Here is a 22,164-nt window from a genome sequence, read left to right as displayed (position 1 = left end):
TCATTCAATATTTTGCATGATGTTTTCAAGACATTGTATGTCTTAGGAGATCGAATGAAAGGCATAATTCTGGCAGGTGGCTCCGGTACGAGGCTGCACCCCATCACCCGTGGCGTCTCTAAGCAACTGCTTCCCGTGTATGATAAACCGATGATTTACTATCCGCTGTCAGTACTGATGCTGGCCGGAATCCGTGACATTCTGATTATCTCTACCCCTGAAGATTTGCCGTCTTTCCAACGCTTGCTGGGTAATGGTGATGAGTTTGGTATCAATCTGAGCTATGCCGCGCAACCAAGTCCAGATGGGCTGGCACAAGCATTTATTATTGGTGAAGAATTTATCGGCAATGAGCCTTGCTGTCTGGTGCTGGGCGATAATATTTACTTTGGTCAGGGCTTTAGCCCGAAATTGAAAGCCGTCGCAGCGCGTGAGCACGGTGCGACTGTCTTCGGTTATCAAGTCATGGACCCAGAGCGCTTTGGTGTGGTGGAGTTCGATGACAACTTCCGCGCGTTATCTATCGAAGAAAAACCGACTCAGCCAAAGTCTAATTGGGCGGTGACTGGGCTTTATTTTTACGACAGTCAAGTTGTTGATTTTGCTAAACAAGTCAAGCCATCTTCCCGTGGTGAGCTGGAAATAACCAGCATCAATCAGATGTATTTAGAGCGCGGTGAACTGACGGTTGAATTATTGGGCCGTGGTTTTGCCTGGCTGGATACCGGCACCCATGACAGCTTGATTGAAGCCAGTACTTTTGTGCAAACCGTTGAAAAACGGCAAGGTTTCAAAATTGCCTGTCTGGAGGAGATCTCCTGGCGCAATGGTTGGTTGGACGACGACGGTGTAAGACGTGCAGCAACGGCATTGGCGAAAACCGGTTATGGCAAATATCTGTTGGACTTGCTCCATGCCCGTCCACGCCAATATTGAGCCGCTGGTCTGGGAAAGTGAATTTTTCCAGCGCCAAAGTGCAAAACTTAACTTCTCCGACTCAGCCCCGCAACTTAACCCGGCTGAGTTGGATGCTTTTACCCTGACCCAAGCTAAAGTCCCTACCCATCGTCTTGATCTTATTGATTCCCTCGGTCAGCTTGGTTTCAAGTTAGTTGAAGGTGAGGTTGATCTGGCCCTGTTAGTTGAGGGAAAAGATGAGGTTGGCACGGAAAATGCTTCATCTGCGCTAGATACTGGAACCTATCAACAGCGGCTGGCAACAACCGACGATATCCCGCTATTGCGCAGTGTCGCTGCCCGAGCCTTTGCATTGAGCCGTTTTCGCGCTCCGTGGTATGACCCACAGGACAGCGGGCGATTTTATGCATTATGGGCTGAAAAGGCCGTGCTTGGCACTTTTGACCATCAATGTTTATTGGTGATAGATACACTTGGTCAGCCTGTGGGGTTCGTGACATTACGCGATTTGCAAGATGGCAGCGCGCGTATTGGCCTGTTAGCGGTATTTCCCGATGCGCAGGGTAAAGGTATAGGTTCATTATTAATGTCGGCGGCAAAGCAGTGGTGCCAGAGTCATGGGTTACACCGGTTACGGGTAGCCACGCAGATGAGCAATGTTGCTGCTTTACGTCTTTATATTCGCAGTGGTGCCTCGATTGAGAGCACCGCGTATTGGTTATGCAGGGGATGAAATGATTCCATTTAACGCTCCACCGGTAGTCGGCACTGAACTGGGTTATATGCAGGCAGCAATCACCAGCGGCAAATTATGTGGCGATGGTGGCTTTACCCGTCGCTGCCAGCAGTGGATGGAGAAACGCTTCGATTGCCCGAAAGTCTTGCTAACACCTTCTTGTACCGCCTCACTGGAAATGGCCGCGTTGCTGTTGGATATCAAGCCCGGCGATGAAGTTATCATGCCAAGTTTCACTTTCGTGTCTACCGCCAATGCCTTTGTGCTGCGCGGCGCAAAAATGGTGTTTGTCGATATTCGTCCAGATACCATGAATATCGATGAAACTAAGATTGAAGCCGCCATTACTGACAAAACCAAGGTTATCGTGCCGGTTCATTATGCAGGCGTAGCTTGTGAGATGGACACCATCATGGCACTGGCGAAAAAGCATAATTTGTTTGTGGTTGAAGATGCTGCGCAGGGCGTGATGTCGACTTACAAAGGTAAAGCTCTGGGCACTATCGGCCATATTGGTTGCTTTAGCTTCCATGAAACCAAAAACTACACCGCGGGTGGTGAAGGTGGTGCGACGCTTATCAATGACCCGTCACTGATTGATCGTGCAGAAATTATCCGCGAGAAAGGCACTAACCGCAGCCAGTTCTTCCGTGGTCAGGTCGACAAATATACTTGGCGTGATATTGGTTCCAGCTATTTGATGTCTGATTTACAAGCCGCCTATCTCTGGGGGCAGTTGGAAGCAGCAGAGCAAATCAACCAACGTCGTTTGGCGCTGTGGCACACCTACTATGATGCTTTCAAACCATTGGCAGAAGCCGGGCGTATAGATTTGCCGGTTATTCCTGACAATCTGGCACAAAACGCACATATGTTTTATATCAAACTGCGTGATATCGAAGAGCGTTCAGCTTTCATCAGTTACTTAAAAGAAGCTGAGATCATGGCGGTATTCCACTACATTCCATTGCATGCCTGCCCGGCAGGTGAAGAGTTTGGTCGTATGGACGGTGAAGACCGCTTCACCACCAAAGAAAGTGAACGCCTGGTGCGCTTGCCTATCTTCTATAACCTGACTGATGTGAATCAGAGTACGGTCATTAATACTGTTCTGAGTTTCTTCGCCTGATATGTCTCTGGCAAAAGCATCGATTTGGACTGCTGGCTCTACGCTGATTAAGATCGGCGTAGGGTTGTTAGTGGTTAAACTGCTGGCGGTGACCTTTGGCCCTAGCGGTGTTGGGCAGGCGGGTAACTTCCGCCAGCTAATTACGGTATTAGGCGTGTTGTCTGGCGCGGGTATCTTTAACGGCATTACTAAATATGTTGCTGAATACCATCAGCAACCTGAACGTTTGCGTGCCGTGCTGGGGACTTCATCAGCGATTGTGCTGGGTTTCTCAACCCTGCTGGCACTGATCTTCCTGCTGGCGGCCAAGCCGGTCAGCATCGCATTATTTGGCCATGCTGATTACCAGAATGTGGTGCGGGCGGTAGCGTTTATCCAAATGGGGATAGCCTACGCCAATCTATTCCTGGCTATTCTCAAAGGTTATCGCGATGCGATGGGGAATGCGCTGGCGGTGATTGGTGGCAGCCTGATTGGGGTGGTCGCGTACTATATTTGTTTCCGCATCGGGGGTTATCCCGGCGCGCTGGTGGGCCTGGCATTAGTTCCTGCGCTGGTGGTTATCCCTGCGGCAGCGATGCTAATTCGGCGCAAAACCATTCCGTTAAGCTACCTTAAACTAAGCTGGGACAAAGCATTAGCGAGCCATTTGGGTAAATTTACCATCATGGCGTTGATTACCTCGGTGACCTTACCGGTTGCTTATGTGATGATGCGTAACTTGCTTGCTGACCGCTATGGTTGGGATGCCGTCGGAATTTGGCAAGGGGTAAGCAGTATTTCAGATGCTTATCTACAATTTATCACAGCATCATTTACGGTTTATTTACTGCCGACACTCTCAAGGCTCAAAGCGAAAGCAGATATTTCCCGTGAAATTCTGCGCTCCCTGAAATTTGTATTACCGGCAGTGGCAACCGCCAGTTTGATAGTCTGGTTATTACGTGATTTTGCTATCTGGCTGCTATTTTCTCACCAGTTCACGGCAATGCGCGACCTGTTTGCCTGGCAGTTAGTTGGCGATGTATTGAAGGTCGGTTCTTACGTATTCGGCTATCTGGTCATTGCCAAAGCCTCTTTACGCTTTTACATTTTGACGGAAGTCAGCCAGTTCTTACTGTTGACCGGGTTTGCCCATTGGTTAATCCCAATGAATGGCTCTTTGGGTGCGGCACAGGCTTATATGGCAACTTATATCGTCTATTTTGCACTCTGTAGCTGCGTGTTCCTTATGTATCGTAGACATTCATCACCGTAAACACTCTTTACAGTAGAAAAAAATGACAACCCTGATTCATGTACTGGGATCTGATATCCCGCACCATAATCTGACTGTATTGCGCTTCTTTAATGATGTGCTGAGCACTCGTGTACCTGCTGAGCAGGCTCGGCACTTTATGGTTGCGGCAAAAGAGACCGCCCCGTTCTCATCATTCCCTCAATTAGAAATCGAGACGCACAGCAATAAGAAAGCCTTGGCTGAATCGGTAATTGCTCGCGCGCAGGCCTCCCGCGAGACCCGTTTTTTCTGGCATGGGCAGTTTAATGCCACTTTGTGGCTGGCGTTGCTGAGTGGGAAAATCAAACCGCACCAGGTCTATTGGCATATTTGGGGCGCAGATTTATACGAAGATGCCAAAAGCTGGAAGTTTCGCCTATTTTATCTGCTGCGCCGCATTGCGCAGGGGCGGGTGGGGCACGTTTTTGCCACTCGGGGGGATTTAATTCATTTCCAACAGCGCCACCCGCGCGTACCAGCGTCACTGCTCTATTTTCCGACCCGAATGGACCCGGCGTTAACTGGTGTCAATATTGACAAGCCATTGGCGGGGCCAATGACTATTCTGGTAGGGAATTCAGGTGATACCACGAATCGTCATATTGAGGCGCTAAAGGCTATTCATCAGCAATTTGGCCCTGATGCCAGAGTGATTCTACCGATGGGATATCCGGCCAATAATGAGCTGTATATTGAGCAGGTTAGGCAGGCGGGTCTGGCGTTGTTTGCGCAAGATAATCTGCGCATTCTGACGGAACAGATCCCGTTTGACGATTATCTGAATATCCTACGTGAATGCGATTTAGGCTATTTTATTTTTAATCGTCAACAAGGTATTGGCACTCTGTGTTTATTGACTCAGTTTGGCGTGCCCTTTGTTTTGAGCCGTAAGAATCCGTTCTGGCAAGATTTAGCAGAGCAGCATATTCCGGTGCTTTTCTACGGTGATTCGTTGGATGAGCCATTGATCCGCGAGGCGCAGCGCCAGTTAGCTGGGCTGGATAAGCACGCTATTGCATTCTTTAACCCTAATTATATTGAAGGTTGGCAACAGGCGCTGGCGCTTGCCGCGGGAGAACACCCATGACGCTGGGGCAATTTGGCGGTCTTTTCAGCGTCTATCTGATAGCTGTTATTTTTATCCTGATATTGACGTATCAGGAGTTCAGACGGGTACGCTTCAATTTCAACGTTCTGTTTTCAATGCTTTATTTGCTAACGTTCTATTTTGGTTTCCCACTGACATGCATGCTGGTGTTCCAGTTTGATGTCGCGGTGGTGCCGGTTGAGTACTTACTGTATGCCATGCTGTCGGCTACGGCCTTTTATGGCATTTACTATGTGAGCTATAAAACGCGCCTCCGCAAGCCGCGCAGCCAGCCTAGGGCACCGGTATTTACGATGAATCGGGTAGAAACCAATCTGACCTGGATCCTGCTGGCGCTGGTGGCTATCGGCACGGTTGGGATCTTCTTTATGCAGAATGGGTTCCTGCTATTTAAACTCGACTCTTACAGTAAGATCTTCTCCAGCGATGTCTCTGGCGTGGCATTGAAGCGATTTTTCTACTTCTTCATCCCGGCGATGTTGGTGGTCTATTTCCTCAAGCAGGATATGCGCGCCTGGTTCTTCTTCCTGGCAAGCACGGTGGCATTTGGCATCCTGACCTATGTTATTGTCGGCGGCACCCGTGCGAATATCATCATCGCATTCTCATTATTCCTGTTTATTGGCATTGTTCGCGGCTGGATAACGCTGTGGATGCTGGCAGCAGCGGGCATTTTTGGCATTATCGGCATGTTCTGGTTAGCCCTGAAGCGCTACGGTTTAGATGTGAATGGCGCAGAGGCGTTTTATACATTCCTTTATCTGACACGCGATACTTTCTCTCCATGGGAAAATCTTGGGTTGCTACTTCAGAATTACGACAAAATCGATTTTCAGGGATTGGCACCGATTATCCGTGATTTCTACGTATTTATTCCCAGTTCCTTATGGCCGGCTCGCCCAGACTTAGTATTGAATACCGCGAATTACTTTACCTGGGACGTGCTTGATAACCACTCTGGGCTGGCTATTTCCCCAACCCTGATTGGATCTCTGGTGGTGATGGGCGGAGTGCTGTTTATTCCGCTGGGGGCCATTGTGGTGGGGCTAATTATTAAATGGTTCGACTGGTTGTATGAACAAGGTAAGGCTGAGAAGAATCGTTACAAAGCCGCCATTTTGCAGAGTTTCTGTTTTGGGGCAGTATTTAACATCATCGTGTTAGCGCGAGAAGGGTTAGATTCCTTTGTTTCACGAGTGGTGTTTTTCTGTGTGATTTTTGGTGCCTGTTTGATACTGGCGAAATTGTTGTATTGGCTGTTCGATACGGCGGGTTTAATCAAACAACGGGTGCAGCGCCATATTGGTAAGCCGAAGCCGTTATCCGTGTCGCACGAGAACAGCCAACTGTAAGGGTTATGATGGAACAGAATACTGAGATTCCAAAATCTATTGATATTCCAAAATACCGTATCCGCGGTTTCGACATTTGGGGTTTTCGTGACATGACTCAGACACTGGATCATCTGTTGAGCAGTGGCCCGGTGAAAACGGGCACGTTGGTGGCCATGAATGCAGAGAAACTACTGAAAGCAGAAGATGATGCGCCATTGCGTGAGTTGATCACTGAGGCTGAGTACTTGTACGCCGATGGTATCAGTATGGTGCGCGCTATCCGCCGTAAATATCCACAGGCGAAATTGTCACGAGTGGCTGGGGCTGACTTGTGGGAAGCATTGATGCAGCGCGCGGGTCAGCAAGGGATACCGGTATTTTTAGTCGGTGGTAAACCTGATGTGCTGGCAGAAACTGAAGCTAAATTGCGTGCGCAATGGAATGTGAATCTGGTCGGGAGTCAGGACGGTTATTTCACACCAGAACAACGCGAAGCACTGTTTGCCCGGATTGCTGCCAGTGGTGCGGCAATTGTCACTGTTGCCATGGGATCGCCTAAACAGGAAATGTTTATGCGTGATTGCCGTAAAGTCTACCCTGACGCGCTTTATATGGGGGTTGGCGGGACTTACGACGTCTTTACCGGCCATGTTAAACGTGCGCCTAAGATATGGCAGAACATGGGATTGGAGTGGCTCTATCGCCTTCTGGCTCAACCCAGCCGTATTCGCCGTCAATTCAAATTGCTGAAATTTGTTGGTTATTATTATAGCGGCCGCTTGTAATAACCCTCTTAGGATCGGGGTCGATAAGGCCCTGATGCTATGAAATCTTTCCTATATATTCCTCTGATTAATACCTCTATTTCTTAATTCCATTTTGGAATCAATTTAATTTCATTTATTCCATAAAGTTTTAGTTTCTTGTTTGCTTATCTGGCTCAGATACGGAACGATACCGGCCGGTTACGGTTCTGTGGTGAGCACCGCGTTTTTCTATGGGCCGTTTTCCTATTCTTTAATCTGTATTAATAATTAAGCTAAATATTTCATTTGGTCGTTAATCTTATATTGAATAACAACAACAACCGGGACATCCGGAGCAGACACACCAGTCGGTTTATAGAGGATATATGGCAGACAACGAAGAGAAGAAAGGATTACACCGTGGGCTGGAAGCCCGGCATATCGAACTGATAGCGTTGGGCGGTACTATTGGAGTTGGGTTATTTATGGGCTCCGCCAGTACATTAAAATGGGCTGGGCCGTCGGTATTACTGGCTTATATCATTGCCGGTTTGTTTGTATTTTTCATTATGCGATCCATGGGCGAAATGCTCTATCTGGAGCCAGTTGCAGGCTCTTTTGCCGTTTATGCACATAAATATCTTAGCCCCTATTTTGGCTACCTGACGGCTTGGGGTTATTGGTTTATGTGGATAGCGGTGGGAATATCTGAAATTACCGCAATTGGTGTATATGTCCAGTTTTGGTTCCCGGAAATCCCCCAATGGTTACCGGCTATTGCTGGGGTGGCGATAGTCGCACTTGCTAACCTCGCGGCGGTCAGGTTGTATGGCGAGCTGGAGTTTTGGTTTGCGATGATCAAAGTGACCACCATCATTGTGATGATTTTGGTGGGGTTAGGGGTTATTTTCTTCGGTTTTGGTAATCATGGCCAACCTATCGGATTTGATAACCTGACGGCCCACGGAGGTTTCTTCGCCGGGGGATGGAAAGGCTTCATGTTTGCGCTGTGTATTGTGGTGGCATCTTACCAGGGGGTTGAATTAGTCGGAATTACGGCTGGCGAAGCCAGAAATCCTCAGGTCACACTAAAGCGTGCTATCAATAATATCCTCTGGCGCATCCTGATATTCTATGTCGGGGCGATTTTCGTGATTGTCACTATCTTCCCGTGGGACGGTATTGGTACTGGGGGCAGCCCGTTTGTACTGACCTTTGCCAAAATAGGGATAGTTTCAGCTGCGGGGATTATCAACTTTGTGGTGCTCACAGCGGCGCTGTCGGGTTGTAATAGTGGCATGTATAGCGGCGGGCGTATGCTATATGCCTTGGCGAAGAACCGTCAGTTACCTGCTTGCTTGACCAAGCTGTCTGCCAGCGGTGTTCCGGTTTATTGCATTGCCGTCACTATCTTATGTTTGATGGTGGGTTCTAGCCTTAACTACATCATTCCCAATCCACAGCAGGTGTTTGTGTATGTTTACAGTGCCAGTGTGTTGCCGGGCATGGTGCCGTGGTTCGTGGTGTTGGTGAGTCAACTACGTTTTCGTCAGGCGCATGTTGAGGCACTAAAACAGCATCCGTTTAAATCCATCATGTTCCCCTATGTAAACTATCTCACCATTGCTTTCCTGATTTGTGTGCTGGTAGGAATGGGGCTTAATCCGGATACCCGGCTATCTTTGTTGGTTGGGGTGATTTTCCTTGGCTTGGTGACAGCCTGCTATTTTTGCCTGGGAATGCATAAAAAGGTAGCAGCCGAAATTTAACGGCTATAAAACCAGTGAATAAGGCGGGGTGAGGGCTATCAATGGCTGACTTTTGCGGCAGAGTGTGCAAAGCGTAAGCAAACACACCATTTCTTCTAAAAAAGCACTAGACAGCCAAGTATTAAAACCGTAGTATCCTCACCCGCAACGGCGCTAAGCGCCCGTAGCTCAGCTGGATAGAGCGCTGCCCTCCGGAGGCAGAGGTCTCAGGTTCGAATCCTGTCGGGCGCACCATTAATTTTGTGTGCAAGAGCTGCGGTGGTAAGATTGCCGCGTACGACGAAGTCGAAGTAGGCTGTAAGTAGTAGGAAGTTATGGTGGCTATAGCTCAGTTGGTAGAGCCCTGGATTGTGATTCCAGTTGTCGTGGGTTCGAGCCCCATTAGCCACCCCAAATTTTGTGGAACATGCGATGGTGGCGGAATTGGTAGACGCGCTAGCTTCAGGTGTTAGTGTCCTTACGGACGTGAGGGTTCAAGTCCCTCCCTTCGCACCACACAAAACATGTAGATTTTATTAAGATTTACATGGACATAGGTCGAAAGACCATGTAGAGTGAGCAGTACGAAATCGGCGAGTAGCGCAGCTTGGTAGCGCAACTGGTTTGGGACCAGTGGGTCGGAGGTTCGAATCCTCTCTCGCCGACCAATTTCAGAAGAAACCCCGCAATGCGGGGTTTTTTTTCGTCTGTATTTTGTCTCCGACTTGCTCGTATCAAATCGATTTCCATATTATCCCCTCTCCTGTTTTTCATTCTGCTATCCATCGTTGTATCGGTTCCACTTGCATAAGAAAGCGTTGTTGGCGCTCTTTGATCAAATTTGCCTGATGGCAGGAGCCGATCTTCTTTTTATGAGATGAAGTGCAGGGTGTTGGTTTTTTGCGACAAAAGACAAATGCTTTGTCTCTAAATGGAGACGTATAAAATATTGATAAATATAAAGAAAAAAATTGATAGCTTATACCGTCGTTTTGTAGCGACAGATCACGTTGGTAGGATTAAACCCAGGATAGTGGAAGTGAGATTTTGTTCTATGAGTGAGCAAGAAAATAAAATTATTAATTATCAGTTAATTATAAGTCTACTTCAGGGTGAATGAGTAAAAAATTGACCTGTTGTAAAACTTGGCACGCTAACTGCATTATCTACTCTGTAGATGCTCATCCCACTTATTATGATAGCTGGTTTTTATAGCCAATTTAGCTTCATAAACCCAGGGATGACGCAGAGCCGATTTTAGGGTGCCTATTGTCCATGTAAACGATGTTGAATATCTTCATCACATACCGGGCATAACGTTGAGTGAGGCACCGACATTGTTGTCTGTAGACCTGAAAATTTCAGACGCTTGCCCTTATCGGCAAGCGTTTTTTTTTGCATACCCTTCGTCCTTGAAGCTGCAGGGTTGTTAGCTGCGCGCACTTACCCGAATCACTTACTTGAGTAAGCTCAGCGGGATGCGTTTGCTGGCTGCCTACCTGCAACTCCAATGACTTTGGGTACTGTTTGCTACTTGAAGCCGTAGGGTTGTTAGCTGCGCGCACTTACCAGAATCGCTTACTTAAGTAAGCTCAGCGGGGTGCGTTTACTGGCTGCCTACCTGCAACTCCAATGACTTTGGGTACTGTTTGCTACTTGAAGCTGCAGGGGTGTTAGCTGCGCGCACTTACCCGAATCAGGGGTAAAGAAAAGGCCCCCGAAGGAGCCTCTGACTGCTGACAAACCTCGACACCTCATCTTACAAGGTGAAGATAGGTAGAAGAGTAAAGCGTCCGCGCTAGGGAAGGGCTTGTTTTAACAAAAGAAATGTGGCGTCTTTACGATCTGCCTGTTTTCACCGATACGAGCACTTTGTTATAAACCTCAGGCTCCCACAGGAGCCTTCAGATGACGAATAAAGCTGAACCAAGGGGAAACGGCCGTAGGGGTCACTTTTAGTTTTAAACACAAGTAAGTCGCCTAAGCGCCCCTAGGTGCGGTAAACCCTTCACTCACTGAGCTACTCGCGTACCATCAAAGTGACTCGCCATTCTGCCGCAGTGTGAGCAATAACCCCTCGCGGCGAGCCTGAGCAGCATCCTCAGGGCGGTGTAGCTTATCCAGAGCATCAGCCAGCCATGCATAATCATAGCCGTCTGGGCGCTGCACAAGTGCGGCTTTAAAGGCCTCACTGGCTTTCTCCCATTCGCCGTGTTTCAGCATCAACTGACCCAACGTGCTATTGAGCAACGGTGTGGCTCCGTGCTGTTTGATGTGCTGGCGTAATGATTTCTCTATGGGTTCTGGGTTGCCCGACTTCAAGCGCGGGATCAACAACACCAGCCGTTCATCATACTGGCGTTTCAGACCATCCAAAATGATCTGCTGGGCCACATCACTATCATCACATTCAATCAAATGCTCCGCCAAGGCGACTTGCAGTGGGATCTCATTGCGTACTTTGCGGCTTTGATCTTTCCACCAGCGCTTCAGGCCATCACTTCCTTCTTCTGCCATACACTGATTCATCATGCCAATGTATGCCTGCTGTTCCAGCGCAGCGATTTCCTCGGCGGTATGCACCTGTACTTTGCTCATCGCGGGTAAAATTTCCAACAACGAACTGTACGCACCGGAACGCAGGTAAGCCTGCTCAGCCAGACGTAATACCTCCGGATGGCGTGGTGCTTGATCGAGGAGCCGATCAACACCATGGCGTGCGGCATGAACATGCCCTTGTGCCAATTGAATTCGCACCCGGGTAATATCGACCGGTAATTGGTCGGTATCAGCCACTTCAGCCGCCCGTTCCAGATACTGATTGGTACGGAATTCATCACCGCGTTGTTGAGCGGCTTCTGCTGCCAGTAGGTAGTTCACCATGGGTTGTTCGGCGTGATCGGCATTGCGAGTCAATAACTTCTCAACTTGCTTGAAATCACCTTCCGCCAATTTGATCAGCGCCGCTTTGGTTTGCTTACGGGCACGGGTGCGTTTACGGCCGAGGAACCAGCCACGGGTACGTGCGCCAGTACGGAAAATCCGGCGCAATATCCATTCCACTATCAGGAATGCCACCAACACCAAGACCAACATAATGACTAAACCGGTCACACTGGTTTCGACGTTATAGTTGTCAGTTTGGATCAATACATAACCCTGATGACCGGCCAGCATGGGGCCAAGGACGATCCCAGCGGTCAGAATGAGGAATAACAGTAATACTCGCAGCATACTTATTCCTCCTGAGCGGCAACGGGTGCTTGTGCCAATAAGTTACGAACCCGAGTTTGCATCAATTTTTCCAGCATCGGCTGGCTCTTCAATTGATCAGGCACGTCCATTGAAATTGACTGCTGACTCAGGCTCTCCAATTCATCCAGAAATGCCTTGGTATTCGGGTCATTAACATCAAAATAGGCGCGAACCCAGGTAGAAATCGTTTCTAGCGACTGTTTATACACTTCATCCTGATGGCGAGGCACTGCCTGAGCAGCAACCAGCAAGCGGGATCGGATATTTTCACGTAAATAAACGTCCTGATTGGGTGCTAACAGTGGCTCCGCACTGCTATCGCGGCGGCGGATAGTGATAAAATCTGACATAAAGCTGTGCCAGCTTTTGGTGAGATTCTGACGCCATTCGGCTAATGAACTGGACAGCTCATCGCTATTGGCATCCATCGGGGAATCATCAATATTGTTATCGGCGAGACGCAGGTTATCGACCTGATTCGACAATTGATTCAATTTGAGAATAATACCGTCGAAATCGACCTGCGTGACTGCCGAAAGGGTACTGATATCTTCGGTTAAGGCCCGACGCACGTCGATAAGGCTTGGGTCATTCATATCGGCCAGGCTGGCATCGGCGCTTTTCAGTAATGTGGCGGCAGTGGTGACGTCCTGATCGCTCCAGAGTTTACGCCCTGCCATTTTCACCAGAAAATCAGCTTGTGCCAGTAACCAGGTTTTGGCATCACTTCCTGAAATAGTCGCGACTTTTTCTTGTAACTCGTTTAGTTGGCGCGTCAGCGAGGTTTGTTGGCGGTCAGCCGCTTCCAACGCTTTACCTTGTTGTTGCAATAGAGACTCAAGCTGCTGTTTTTCCTGCAACTGACTCTGTTTCAATGCGGCTAACTGATCTTGCAGCGCACTATTTGCTGCTGCTTGTAATTGAGCCTGCTGGTATCCGTGATAATAAAGCCCGGCACCAAGCGCGATGGCCAATGCAATAGCAATGGCACCCAGAATAGGGCCGGTTTTTTTCTCCCGGCGGATTTCTGGTTCTGGCTGTTGGTGCCTCTCCGCCGCGGTGGTTGTCTCTTCCACTGGTGCGGATGGGGTATTTTGTTCCGTCATATTGGGCATCCCATAGTCAGGTTTCAGGTTTATTGAAAATCGTGCAGTGCGCGGATCAGCGCATCATTATCAGCATTCTCGGCGACCCGGATCTTGCTCCAGCCCATTTGGGCTGCTAAGGCCGCCAAACGATCGCTCACGACCACTAACCGGCAGCGGAGCAACCAGGAAGAACGATAATAATCAGGAACTAAAGTATAGATCTGTTGCAGCATTTCACCGCTGGTAACGACCAGAATATTGACCCCGGAACGCTGCCAGTGTGCACTTTGTTCACTGCCATCATAAAAAATAGGACTGCGTTGATAACACTCGCAAAAAGTCACTGTTGCTCCCCGCTCGGTCAGGCTTTCACCAAGCAGCTCACGCCCGCCATTACCGCGCAATAACAATGCCTTCTTACCTGTCAGTTGTTGCAGGTCGGGCAATGATAATAGCATCTCGCTAGTTTCTCCCGTTGGGGGGAAGGTGACGTGCAAGCGGCTGGCAGTATGTAGTGCTAATGCAGTGTTACGACCAATAGCATAATAAGATAACTGCGTAGGCCATGACAGGTTATTTCTTTTTAACAGCGGGTTAGCGTAGCGAATTGCGTTTTGTGATAAAGCAAAAACCAAATCACCCGCCTGCATATCTTGCAGTAATGCAGGCAGTTTGGGCAGGTCATCGCCGGGTGAGAAATCAATCAAGGGTGCATGATAGGCAACCCGGCCCAGCGCACGCAGGCGGCTGACTAACTGCTCCCCGGCAGGAGATGGACGGGTGACCAGAATCGTCATAGCGGTGGATTATCCTGATAAACCTCAGCCAGTATCTCTCTGGCACCCCGTGATAGCAGCTCATCGGCCAGTTCAACACCCATTTGCTCTGCATTTTCAGCCGGCCCTCGGCGTTCACCGCGAATAATTTCACTGCCATCAGGGGCACCGACCAACGCGCGAAGCCACAGTGTATCGCCGTCCAATTCAGCATAACTGCCGATAGGCACCTGGCAGCCTCCTTCAAGGCGGGTATTCATGGCGCGCTCTGCGCACACGCGCAATTCAGTCTCGCGATGATTCAAGGGAGCCAGTAGTTGACGGGTAAAATCATCATCGAGACGGCATTCAATACCGACAGCACCTTGACCGACCGCAGGCAATGATTCCTCAGCAGGCATGGCATAACGAATTCGTGTTTCCAGCCCGAGGCGCTTGAGGCCAGCCACGGCTAAAATAATGGCGTGGTATTCACCTTTATCTAACTTGGCAAGACGTGTGCCGACGTTACCGCGCAGGTCACGGATAATCAGATCAGGGCGGCGTTCGCGTAACTGGCATTGGCGGCGCAAACTTGAAGTACCGACAATACTGCCTGCGGGCAGATCATCCAGATGGGCATAATTTATTGATACGAAAGCATCGCGAGGGTCATCACGTTCACAAATGGTGACCAGACCCAACCCTTCAGGGAAGGCAATCGGGACATCTTTCATAGAATGAACAGCAATATCTGCCCGACCTTCCAATAGTGCTAGCTCTAATTCTTTAACGAACAAACCTTTACCACCGACCTTTGCCAGTGGCGTGTCCAGAATGATGTCCCCACGAGTCACCATTGGCACCAATTCGACTTGCAGGCCTGGGTGGTTGGCTTGCAGTAAATGTTGAACATAATGTGCTTGCCATAAGGCGAGCGGGCTTTGTCGCGTGGCAATTCGAATAATTTTGTCTAACATTGCTTGTTACCGTTTTTATATTTTACGGCCCATCCTACCATTGACCGGCGAAGACTGTCAGTGCGATAGCTACAGGCCTTAAAGGTTTTTTGCCTGATATCGGGCCATTGCGGTCATGACTTTGGTAAAAGATAGGCGTTATAATTGTGGGGATAGCTTTACTTTCTTTACGGTCAATCGGCAAGGTGTTAGATTGATCACGTTTCCAGCAATAATTCGTTAACTGTTATTCAAACAATATGTCTTCAAACAAAATGTTTTTTGGTCAGTTCAACAAAAACCACATTTTCGCTGAAAGTCAAAAAAAGCCATAAGCGAATCTGGAACACGGTTTTTTTTCTAAGCACCGGAACAATTCTAAGCACCGGAACAACCAGGCGAGACGTCTTGTACCTCTACATCGAGACACTAAAACAGCGACTGGATGCGATCAACCAATTACGAGTCGATCGCGCCTTGGCGGCCATGGGGCCAGCCTTCCAAAAGGTCTACAGTCTGCTACCGACCCTATTACATTGTCATCATCCACTGATGCCGGGCTACCTTGATGGTAACGTTCCCCATGGCATCTGTCTTTTCACGCCCAATGAAACGCAACAGGATTATCTCTCTGAGGTTGAAGCCAAATGGGGCCAACCTTTGCAGCAGAGTGTGGGCGGTGAACTGCCGATTACCGGCGTCTACTCAATGGGCAGCACTTCATCTATTGGTCAGTGCCATACATCTGATCTGGATATCTGGGTGTGTCACCAAGCCTGGCTTGATGCTGAAGAGCGCAACCGCCTGCAAAAGAAATGTAGTCTGCTGGAAAAATGGGCTGCATCAATGGGTGTTGAAGTTAGCTTCTTCCTGATAGATGAAAACCGTTTCCGCCATAACGCCAGTGGTAGTCTGGGGGGCGAGGATTGCGGCTCAACCCAACATATTTTATTGCTGGATGAATTTTACCGCAGTGCGGTTCGTCTGGCTGGGAAACGTATTCTGTGGAATATGGTTCCGGTTGAAGAAGAAAATAATTACGATGATTACGTGCTGTCGCTGTACGCGCAGGGCGTATTAACGCCGAATGAATGGCTGGATCTGGGCGGTTTGAGCACCCTGTCAGCGGAAGAGTATTTCGGGGCCAGTTTGTGGCAATTGTACAAAAGTATCGATTCGCCTTATAAAGCGGTGCTGAAAACGGTTCTGCTCGAAGCCTATTCTTGGGAATACCCTAATTCCCAACTGTTGGCGATGGAAATCAAACAGCGCTTGCATGCCGGTGAGATTGTGGCATTTGGCCTCGATGCTTACTGCATGATGCTCGATCGTGTCACCCGCTACCTGACCCAAATTAATGACACCACCCGTTTGAACCTGGTGCGTCGTTGTTTCTATCTGAAAGTGTGTGAGAAATTATCCCGAACCCCCGCAAGTGTGGGCTGGCGGCGTGAAATTCTCAGCCAATTGGTCAGTGAATGGGGCTGGAGTGATGAGAGTCTGGCGGTGTTGGATAACCGTGCGAACTGGAAGATTGAACGGGTGCGTGAAGCACATAACGAGCTGTTAGATGCCATGATGCAAAGCTATCGTAATTTGATTCGCTTTGCTCGGCGCAACAACTTGAGCGTTAGCGCCAGCCCGCAGGATATCGGCGTTCTGACCCGTAAACTGTATGCGGCATTTGAAGCCCTGCCGGGTAAAGTGACTCTGGTTAACCCGCAAATTTCACCGGATCTTTCCGAAGAACACCTGACCTTTATTCATGTGCCTGCGGGCCGTGCTAATCGTCCGGGCTGGTATCTGTATAACCAAGCGCCGTCGATGGAGACGATTGTCAGTCATCAGCCGCTGGAATATAACCGTTATCTGAATAAATTGGTGTCATGGGCCTATTTCAACGGCTTATTGACCAGCAAAACGCGCTTGCATATTAAAAGTGCCAATCTGTGCGATACCGTCAAACTGCAAGAGTTGGTGACGGATATCTCTCACCACTTCCCATTGCGTCTGCCAGCGCCGACACCGAAAGCGCTATATAGCCCGTGCGAGATTCGCCATTTAGCGATTATCGTCAATCTGGAACATGACCCAACTGCCGCTTTCCGTAATCAAGTAGTGCATTTTGATTTCCGTAAACTGGATGTTTTCAGTTTTGGCGAGCAGCAGCAGTGCTTGGTTGGCAGTATTGATTTGTTGTACCGCAATTCATGGAATGAAGTGCGGACGCTGCATTTCAGCGGTGAACAGGCGGTATTGGAAGCACTGAAAACTATTTTAGGCAAAATGCATCAGGATGCGGCTCCGCCAGAATCCGTGGATGTGTTCTGCTATAGCCAACACTTACGTGGCTTGATTCGTACCCGTATCCAGCAATTGGTTTCTGAATGTATTGAACTGCGCTTGTCCAGTACCCGCCAGGAACCAGGCCGTTTCAAAGCGGTGCGAGTTTCCGGTCAAACATGGGGCTTGTTCTTTGAGCGCCTGAGTGTCTCGGTGCAGAAATTGGAAAATGCTGTCGAATTCTATGGCGCGATATCCAATAACAAGTTGCATGGGTTATCGATTCAGGTCGAAACCGATCAAATTCATCTGCCACCGGTTGTGGACGGTTTTGCCAGCGAAGGGATTATTCAGTTCTTCTTCGAAGGCACCGCAGATGAGAAAGGATTTAATATTTATATCCTGGATGAGACAAACCGCGTTGAGGTTTATCATCATTGTGAGGGCAGTAAAGAGGAGTTAGTGCGGGATGTTAGCCGTTTCTATTCATCTTCCCACGACCGCTTTACTTACGGCTCCAGCTTTATCAACTTCAACTTGCCGCAGTTCTACCAAATTGTGCAGTTAGATGGTCGAACTCAGGTGATTCCTTTCCGCAGCAATGCGTTGTCTCATCTGCATATTGCTGATAAAGAAACCTCCGCGCCAGCACAGCAATTTCAGCTACATTAATTTCCCCTGTGGCCTTGACGCCGCAGGGGTGTTAGCTGCGCGCTTCTATCCGAATCACTGACTGTGACTAGCTAAAACTCACGACTTCGCCAGCTTGCGCGGTCGCTGCTTCGGATAGCTTGGTAAAGAACTCTTCGCCGCTGCGCGAGCAATACCAGTGCCCTTCGCGGTAATCAAAATGATAACCGCCCGCTTTAGTTGCCAACCATACCTGATGTAATGGCTCCTGGCGGTTGATAACAATCTTGCTGCCATTCTCAAAAGTCAGGGTCATCACCCCGCCATTGGTTTCATAATCGATATCGCTATCGCCACTAAAACCATCCAGTGTTTCTTCAATGCAAAGCATCAATTGATCGGCTAACTGATGAAACTCGCTGTCGTTCATATTCAATTCCTATTGCTTTTCATGATCCACCTGCGATTATAGAGGCCTTGGACGCCTGAATCACAGGCAATAACACATTTACCGGCGTCAAAACAATTTACAGGCGTTAAAAAATGAAAAAGAAACTATGTTGGCCACTGACTGCGATGATGGTGTTCGCGCTGAGCGGTTGTGGTCTGAAAGGCCCGTTATATTTCCCACCGGCAGATAAACCAAAAGTCGAAACAACCAAACAAGACAGTGGCCAGGTCGATAAAAATCAGCAAGGTTTACCGGATGAACAGAAGCCGACCCAAAGTATCGCAGGGCCACAGTGAAAATCCTTTACGCCGCCAGATTGAGTCAGTACCGAATGTAGCCAGTACCGAAAATTTAGCCGGTCAATAAAAGTCAGCGGAGTATGAAATGCAGTTCTCCAAAATGCACGGTCTTGGCAACGACTTTATGGTTGTCGATGCAGTTACCCAAAATGTTTACTTTTCGCCGGAGTTGATCCGCCGATTAGCAGACCGGCACACTGGCGTGGGCTTTGATCAAATGTTGGTGGTTGAACCACCTTATGATCCTGAGCTGGATTTTCACTACCGTATTTTTAATGCCGATGGCAGCGAAGTCTCTCAGTGTGGCAATGGCGCGCGCTGTTTTGCCCGTTTTGTCCGACTGAAAGGGCTGACCAATAAACGCGACATCAGTGTCAGCACCCAAACTGGTCGCATGATATTGAGTGTGACTGAAGACGAACTGGTGTGCGTCAATATGGGCGAACCCAATTTCGAGCCGCAGAGTGTTCCTTTCCGTGCGGCTAAAGCTGAAAAAACCTACATTTTGCGAGCCGCCGAGCACACCGTGTTATGTGGTGTCGTTTCGATGGGCAATCCTCATTGTGTGATGCAGGTTGATGATGTTTCGGTTGCCAATGTTGCCTTGCTAGGCCCAGTATTAGAAAGCCATGAGCGCTTTCCCGAACGGGCTAATATCGGCTTTATGCAGGTTGTGAGCCGTGAACATATCCGCTTGCGAGTGTATGAGCGCGGAGCCGGTGAAACTCAGGCTTGTGGTAGCGGGGCTTGTGCCGCCGTGGCGATTGGCATTCAGCAAGAGTTGTTGGATGAAGATGTGCATGTTGAATTGCCGGGTGGCAGTTTGCATATCAGTTGGAAAGGGCCGGGTCATCCGCTGTATATGACCGGGCCAGCCACTCATGTGTATGATGGCTTCATTCATTTATAATATCCTTCGTACTTGAAACTGCAGGGTTGTTAGCTGCGCGCACTCACCCGAATCACTTACTTAAGTAAGCTCATCGGGATTCGCTTGCTGGCTGCCTACCTGCAATTCCAATTACTTTGGCTATAGGAACGGGTGTGACATGAAAAGTTCTGAGGAGCAGGCGCTGGCGGGTATCGAGTTAGACGACGATGCCGTTATGCAGTATTTATTGCAAAATCCCGACTTCTTTATCCGCAATGCTCGTTTAGTTGAACAGATGCATATTCCCCATCCGGTGAGAGGCACTGTCTCGCTGGTGGAGTGGCAGCTGGGGCGTCAGCGTAACCAGATAGGTCAGTTGGAAGAAGAGATTACGTTACTGATGGAGCAGGCGGGCTTGAATGAAGTGTTATTCAACCGGTTACTGCAACTGCAAGGCAATCTTGCCGCCGCCAGTAGCTTGCTAGATATGCTCAATCGTTTGCAGCGCTGGGCCAGAGATTTCGGGCTGGCCGGTGCAAATGTCAGATTGTTTACTGACCGTTGGCAAATCGGCGCGCCATCTGATTTCACCCATTTGGGTTTGTCTCGCCACGCTTTTGAGCCAATGCGCATTCAGCGGTTGGGGAATGATCGCCATTATCTCGGTAGCCTGAATGGGCCGGAGCTGTTGCTGTTATTGCCGCAAGCCAAGCAAGTCGGGTCTGTGGCATTGTCGTTGCTGGGCAAAGAGGGTGATCTGGGGGTTATCATTTTCAGCAGTCGTGATATCCAGCATTATCAGCAAGGCATGGGCACCGTGATGCTGAATCAATTATCCATGTTATTGCCGAGCCTGTTGGAGCGCTGGATAGAGCCGGTATGACTGAGTTCAGTACTTCGCTTGCCCCGCAGGTAGAGGCTTTTCTGCGTTACCTCAAAGTTGAGCGCCAACTTAGCCCGCTGACTGTCACCAGCTATCGACGTCAGTTGCAAGCGCTGATGGAAATGGGCGAGCAGATGGGGTTGGCACACTGGCAAACACTGGATGCCGCGCAAGTGCGCTCGTTGGTTTCGCGTAGCAAACGCGCCGGTTTGCACTCATCCAGCCTGGCTTTGCGGCTCTCGGCTTTGCGCAGTTTCCTCAACTGGCTGGTCAGTCAGGGCGTACTGCAAGCCAATCCGGCTAAAGGGGTCAGTACCCCGCGTTCTGGCCGCCATCTGCCGAAAAATATTGATGTCGATGAGGTCGATAAACTGCTGGATATCGACCTGAATGACCCACTGGCAGTGCGTGACCGGGCGATGCTGGAAGTCATGTATGGCGCGGGCTTGCGTTTATCTGAACTGGTCGGAATGAACTGCAAACATGTCGATCTGGCGAGCGGCGAAGTGTGGGTGATGGGTAAGGGTAGCAAAGAGCGCAAAGTCCCTATCGGCAAGACGGCAGTCAAGTGGCTGGAGCATTGGCTGGAACTACGTGAATTGTTTGAACCGCAGGATGACGCCATCTTTTTAGCCAATACCGGGAAGCGGATTTCAGCGCGAAATGTGCAAAAACGCTTTGCCGAATGGGGTGTCAAGCAAGGGGTCAGTAGCCATATTCACCCGCATAAACTACGCCACTCTTTCGCCACCCACATGCTGGAATCCAGCGGCGACCTGCGTGCAGTGCAGGAGTTACTCGGCCACGCCAATCTGACCACCACACAAATTTATACTCATCTAGACTTTCAACATCTGGCAACAGTGTATGATGCTGCTCATCCACGGGCCAAACGAGGCAAATCCTGATGCATTTTTATCGTCCACTTGAACGTATTTCCGCCATTACCTTCGATTTGGATGACACCTTGTATGACAATCGGCCGGTGATATCCCGTACAGAACAAGAGTCTGTCGCATTTTTACAGCAGTACCACCCCAATTTGACGCAGTTACAAGCCGCAGATTTACACCGCTTTCGTCGTGAATTACTGGAGCAAGATCCGGACATTTACCACGATGTCACTCAGTGGCGCTGGCATGCTATTGAGCTGGGGTTGATGCGTCATGGTTTGAGTAAGTCAGAAGCGCAATGTGGGGCTGATGCTGCAATGGAAAACTTTGCCCTATGGCGAAGCCGTATTTATGTGCCGCCGGCGACACACGATACCTTAAGCGCGCTGGCTGAGCATTATCCGCTGGTGGCTATCACCAATGGCAATGCGGATCCTAAAGCCTGTGGTCTGGATAATTATTTTCAGTTTGTCTTGCGCTCCGGCCCGCATGGCCGCGCCAAGCCCTTCCGCGATATGTACCATAAAGCGGCGAATCATCTGGATATTCCGCTGAAAAATATTTTACATGTCGGTGATGACCTGACCACTGATGTAGCCGGCTCGCTACGTTGTGGCATGCAAGCATGCTGGATTAACGACCGCCAACAGAGCCTGATGACGGCCAGTGACAGCCGGTTATTGCCACATATTGAGATTTCGCAGTTGGCTTCCCTGACAGCATTGCTATAATCCTCTGCAATAACTCTGTATAAATTCACAGTGAAATGATGTTAAAATCGCCGGATAGCTGGCGATTT

The 22,164-nt window shown here is 49.3% G+C and carries 19 protein-coding genes and 4 tRNA genes; 18 read left to right on the top strand and 5 right to left on the bottom strand.

All coding sequences use genetic code 11. The annotated features are described in order from the left end of the window. Positions 1 to 54 precede the first annotated feature (54 nt). The 12 genes from rfbA to FTB31_RS01810 all read left to right on the top strand — a co-directional run bounded on the left by rfbA (position 55) and on the right by FTB31_RS01810 (position 9,666). Complete coding sequence (gene rfbA / locus FTB31_RS01865) at positions 55 to 936, top strand: glucose-1-phosphate thymidylyltransferase RfbA (RefSeq protein WP_050076827.1); 882 nt, start codon at positions 55 to 57, stop codon at positions 934 to 936. After that, positions 914 to 1,651: a dTDP-4-amino-4,6-dideoxy-D-galactose acyltransferase gene (gene rffC, locus FTB31_RS01860; RefSeq protein ID WP_050076828.1), complete on the top strand. Its 738-nt coding sequence runs from the start codon at positions 914 to 916 to the stop codon at positions 1,649 to 1,651. Before rfbA ends, rffC begins: the two co-directional genes overlap by 23 nt. Position 1,652: 1 nt before the next feature. Continuing rightward, positions 1,653 to 2,783: a dTDP-4-amino-4,6-dideoxygalactose transaminase gene (gene rffA, locus FTB31_RS01855; protein WP_077175540.1), complete on the top strand. Its 1,131-nt coding sequence runs from the start codon at positions 1,653 to 1,655 to the stop codon at positions 2,781 to 2,783. 1 nt (position 2,784) lies between these two features. Beyond that, positions 2,785 to 4,041, top strand: coding sequence for a lipid III flippase WzxE (wzxE, locus tag FTB31_RS01850; protein ID WP_005176202.1), 1,257 nt, complete (start codon positions 2,785 to 2,787; stop codon positions 4,039 to 4,041). Positions 4,042 to 4,063: 22 nt separating this feature from the next. Next, complete coding sequence (locus tag FTB31_RS01845; protein WP_050076830.1) at positions 4,064 to 5,149, top strand: TDP-N-acetylfucosamine:lipid II N-acetylfucosaminyltransferase; 1,086 nt, start codon at positions 4,064 to 4,066, stop codon at positions 5,147 to 5,149. Next, complete coding sequence (gene wzyE / locus FTB31_RS01840) at positions 5,146 to 6,522, top strand: ECA oligosaccharide polymerase (RefSeq protein ID WP_050076831.1); 1,377 nt, start codon at positions 5,146 to 5,148, stop codon at positions 6,520 to 6,522. The genes FTB31_RS01845 and wzyE overlap by 4 nt, the downstream gene beginning before the upstream one ends. Positions 6,523 to 6,530: 8 nt before the next feature. Further along, positions 6,531 to 7,289 carry a lipopolysaccharide N-acetylmannosaminouronosyltransferase gene (gene wecG / locus FTB31_RS01835; protein ID WP_227722968.1) on the top strand — a complete coding sequence of 253 codons (759 nt, stop codon included), beginning with the start codon at positions 6,531 to 6,533 and terminating at the stop codon, positions 7,287 to 7,289. Between the two features lie 347 nt (positions 7,290 to 7,636). Then, complete coding sequence (gene thrP / locus FTB31_RS01830) at positions 7,637 to 9,019, top strand: bifunctional threonine/serine APC transporter ThrP (protein ID WP_050076833.1); 1,383 nt, start codon at positions 7,637 to 7,639, stop codon at positions 9,017 to 9,019. 157 nt (positions 9,020 to 9,176) lie between these two features. Continuing rightward, positions 9,177 to 9,253 (top strand) — tRNA-Arg (locus FTB31_RS01825). An 83-nt stretch (positions 9,254 to 9,336) separates the two neighbouring features. Further along, positions 9,337 to 9,412, top strand: a tRNA-His gene (locus FTB31_RS01820). A gap of 15 nt (positions 9,413 to 9,427) precedes the next feature. Then, positions 9,428 to 9,514, top strand: a tRNA-Leu gene (locus tag FTB31_RS01815). A gap of 75 nt (positions 9,515 to 9,589) precedes the next feature. After that, positions 9,590 to 9,666 (top strand) — tRNA-Pro (locus FTB31_RS01810). A 1,366-nt stretch (positions 9,667 to 11,032) separates the two neighbouring features. On the opposite strand, the gene hemY is transcribed toward FTB31_RS01810, so the two are convergent. The 4 genes from hemY to hemC are packed head-to-tail and all read right to left on the bottom strand — an operon-like array spanning position 11,033 to position 15,076. After that, positions 11,033 to 12,232, bottom strand: a complete 1,200-nt coding sequence (gene hemY, locus FTB31_RS01805; RefSeq protein WP_227731050.1) for a protoheme IX biogenesis protein HemY — start codon at positions 12,230 to 12,232, stop codon at positions 11,033 to 11,035. A gap of 2 nt (positions 12,233 to 12,234) precedes the next feature. Beyond that, positions 12,235 to 13,359 carry a uroporphyrinogen-III C-methyltransferase gene (gene hemX / locus FTB31_RS01800; protein WP_050076834.1) on the bottom strand — a complete coding sequence of 375 codons (1,125 nt, stop codon included), beginning with the start codon at positions 13,357 to 13,359 and terminating at the stop codon, positions 12,235 to 12,237. A gap of 29 nt (positions 13,360 to 13,388) precedes the next feature. Next, positions 13,389 to 14,138, bottom strand: coding sequence for a uroporphyrinogen-III synthase (gene hemD, locus FTB31_RS01795; RefSeq protein ID WP_050076835.1), 750 nt, complete (start codon positions 14,136 to 14,138; stop codon positions 13,389 to 13,391). Further along, a complete protein-coding gene (gene hemC / locus FTB31_RS01790) occupies positions 14,135 to 15,076 on the bottom strand; it encodes a hydroxymethylbilane synthase (protein WP_050076836.1) in 942 nt (313 codons plus the stop codon). Before hemC ends, hemD begins: the two co-directional genes overlap by 4 nt. Positions 15,077 to 15,463: 387 nt before the next feature. Here hemC and FTB31_RS01785 point away from each other — a divergent pair, with 387 nt between their 5' ends. Then, positions 15,464 to 18,010 carry a class I adenylate cyclase gene (locus FTB31_RS01785; protein WP_019084345.1) on the top strand — a complete coding sequence of 849 codons (2,547 nt, stop codon included), beginning with the start codon at positions 15,464 to 15,466 and terminating at the stop codon, positions 18,008 to 18,010. Between the two features lie 67 nt (positions 18,011 to 18,077). Here FTB31_RS01785 and cyaY read toward each other — a convergent pair whose 3' ends face one another. Further along, positions 18,078 to 18,398 (bottom strand): iron donor protein CyaY, encoded by a 321-nt coding sequence (gene cyaY, locus FTB31_RS01780; protein ID WP_011815340.1) that lies wholly within the window; start codon positions 18,396 to 18,398, stop codon positions 18,078 to 18,080. A 113-nt stretch (positions 18,399 to 18,511) separates the two neighbouring features. Here cyaY and lptM point away from each other — a divergent pair, with 113 nt between their 5' ends. The 5 genes from lptM to yigB all read left to right on the top strand — a co-directional run bounded on the left by lptM (position 18,512) and on the right by yigB (position 22,096). Next, positions 18,512 to 18,715, top strand: a complete 204-nt coding sequence (gene lptM, locus FTB31_RS01775; protein WP_050076837.1) for an LPS translocon maturation chaperone LptM — start codon at positions 18,512 to 18,514, stop codon at positions 18,713 to 18,715. 88 nt (positions 18,716 to 18,803) lie between these two features. Further along, positions 18,804 to 19,628 carry a diaminopimelate epimerase gene (dapF, locus tag FTB31_RS01770; RefSeq protein WP_050076838.1) on the top strand — a complete coding sequence of 275 codons (825 nt, stop codon included), beginning with the start codon at positions 18,804 to 18,806 and terminating at the stop codon, positions 19,626 to 19,628. A gap of 139 nt (positions 19,629 to 19,767) precedes the next feature. Next, entirely contained in the window at positions 19,768 to 20,472 is a 705-nt protein-coding gene (locus tag FTB31_RS01765; protein ID WP_227731049.1) for a DUF484 domain-containing protein, read from the top strand. Then, positions 20,469 to 21,380 (top strand): tyrosine recombinase XerC, encoded by a 912-nt coding sequence (xerC, locus tag FTB31_RS01760; protein ID WP_227720492.1) that lies wholly within the window; start codon positions 20,469 to 20,471, stop codon positions 21,378 to 21,380. Before FTB31_RS01765 ends, xerC begins: the two co-directional genes overlap by 4 nt. After that, the gene (gene yigB / locus FTB31_RS01755) at positions 21,380 to 22,096 is read left to right on the top strand and encodes a 5-amino-6-(5-phospho-D-ribitylamino)uracil phosphatase YigB (protein WP_077175534.1); all 717 of its coding nucleotides are present in this window, start codon (positions 21,380 to 21,382) and stop codon (positions 22,094 to 22,096) included. Before xerC ends, yigB begins: the two co-directional genes overlap by 1 nt. Positions 22,097 to 22,164 lie beyond the last annotated feature (68 nt).

The sequence above is a fragment of the Yersinia proxima genome (assembly GCF_902170785.1).
GTDB lineage: Bacteria > Pseudomonadota > Gammaproteobacteria > Enterobacterales > Enterobacteriaceae > Yersinia > Yersinia proxima.
This window is presented reverse-complemented; position numbering and strand designations above follow the sequence as displayed.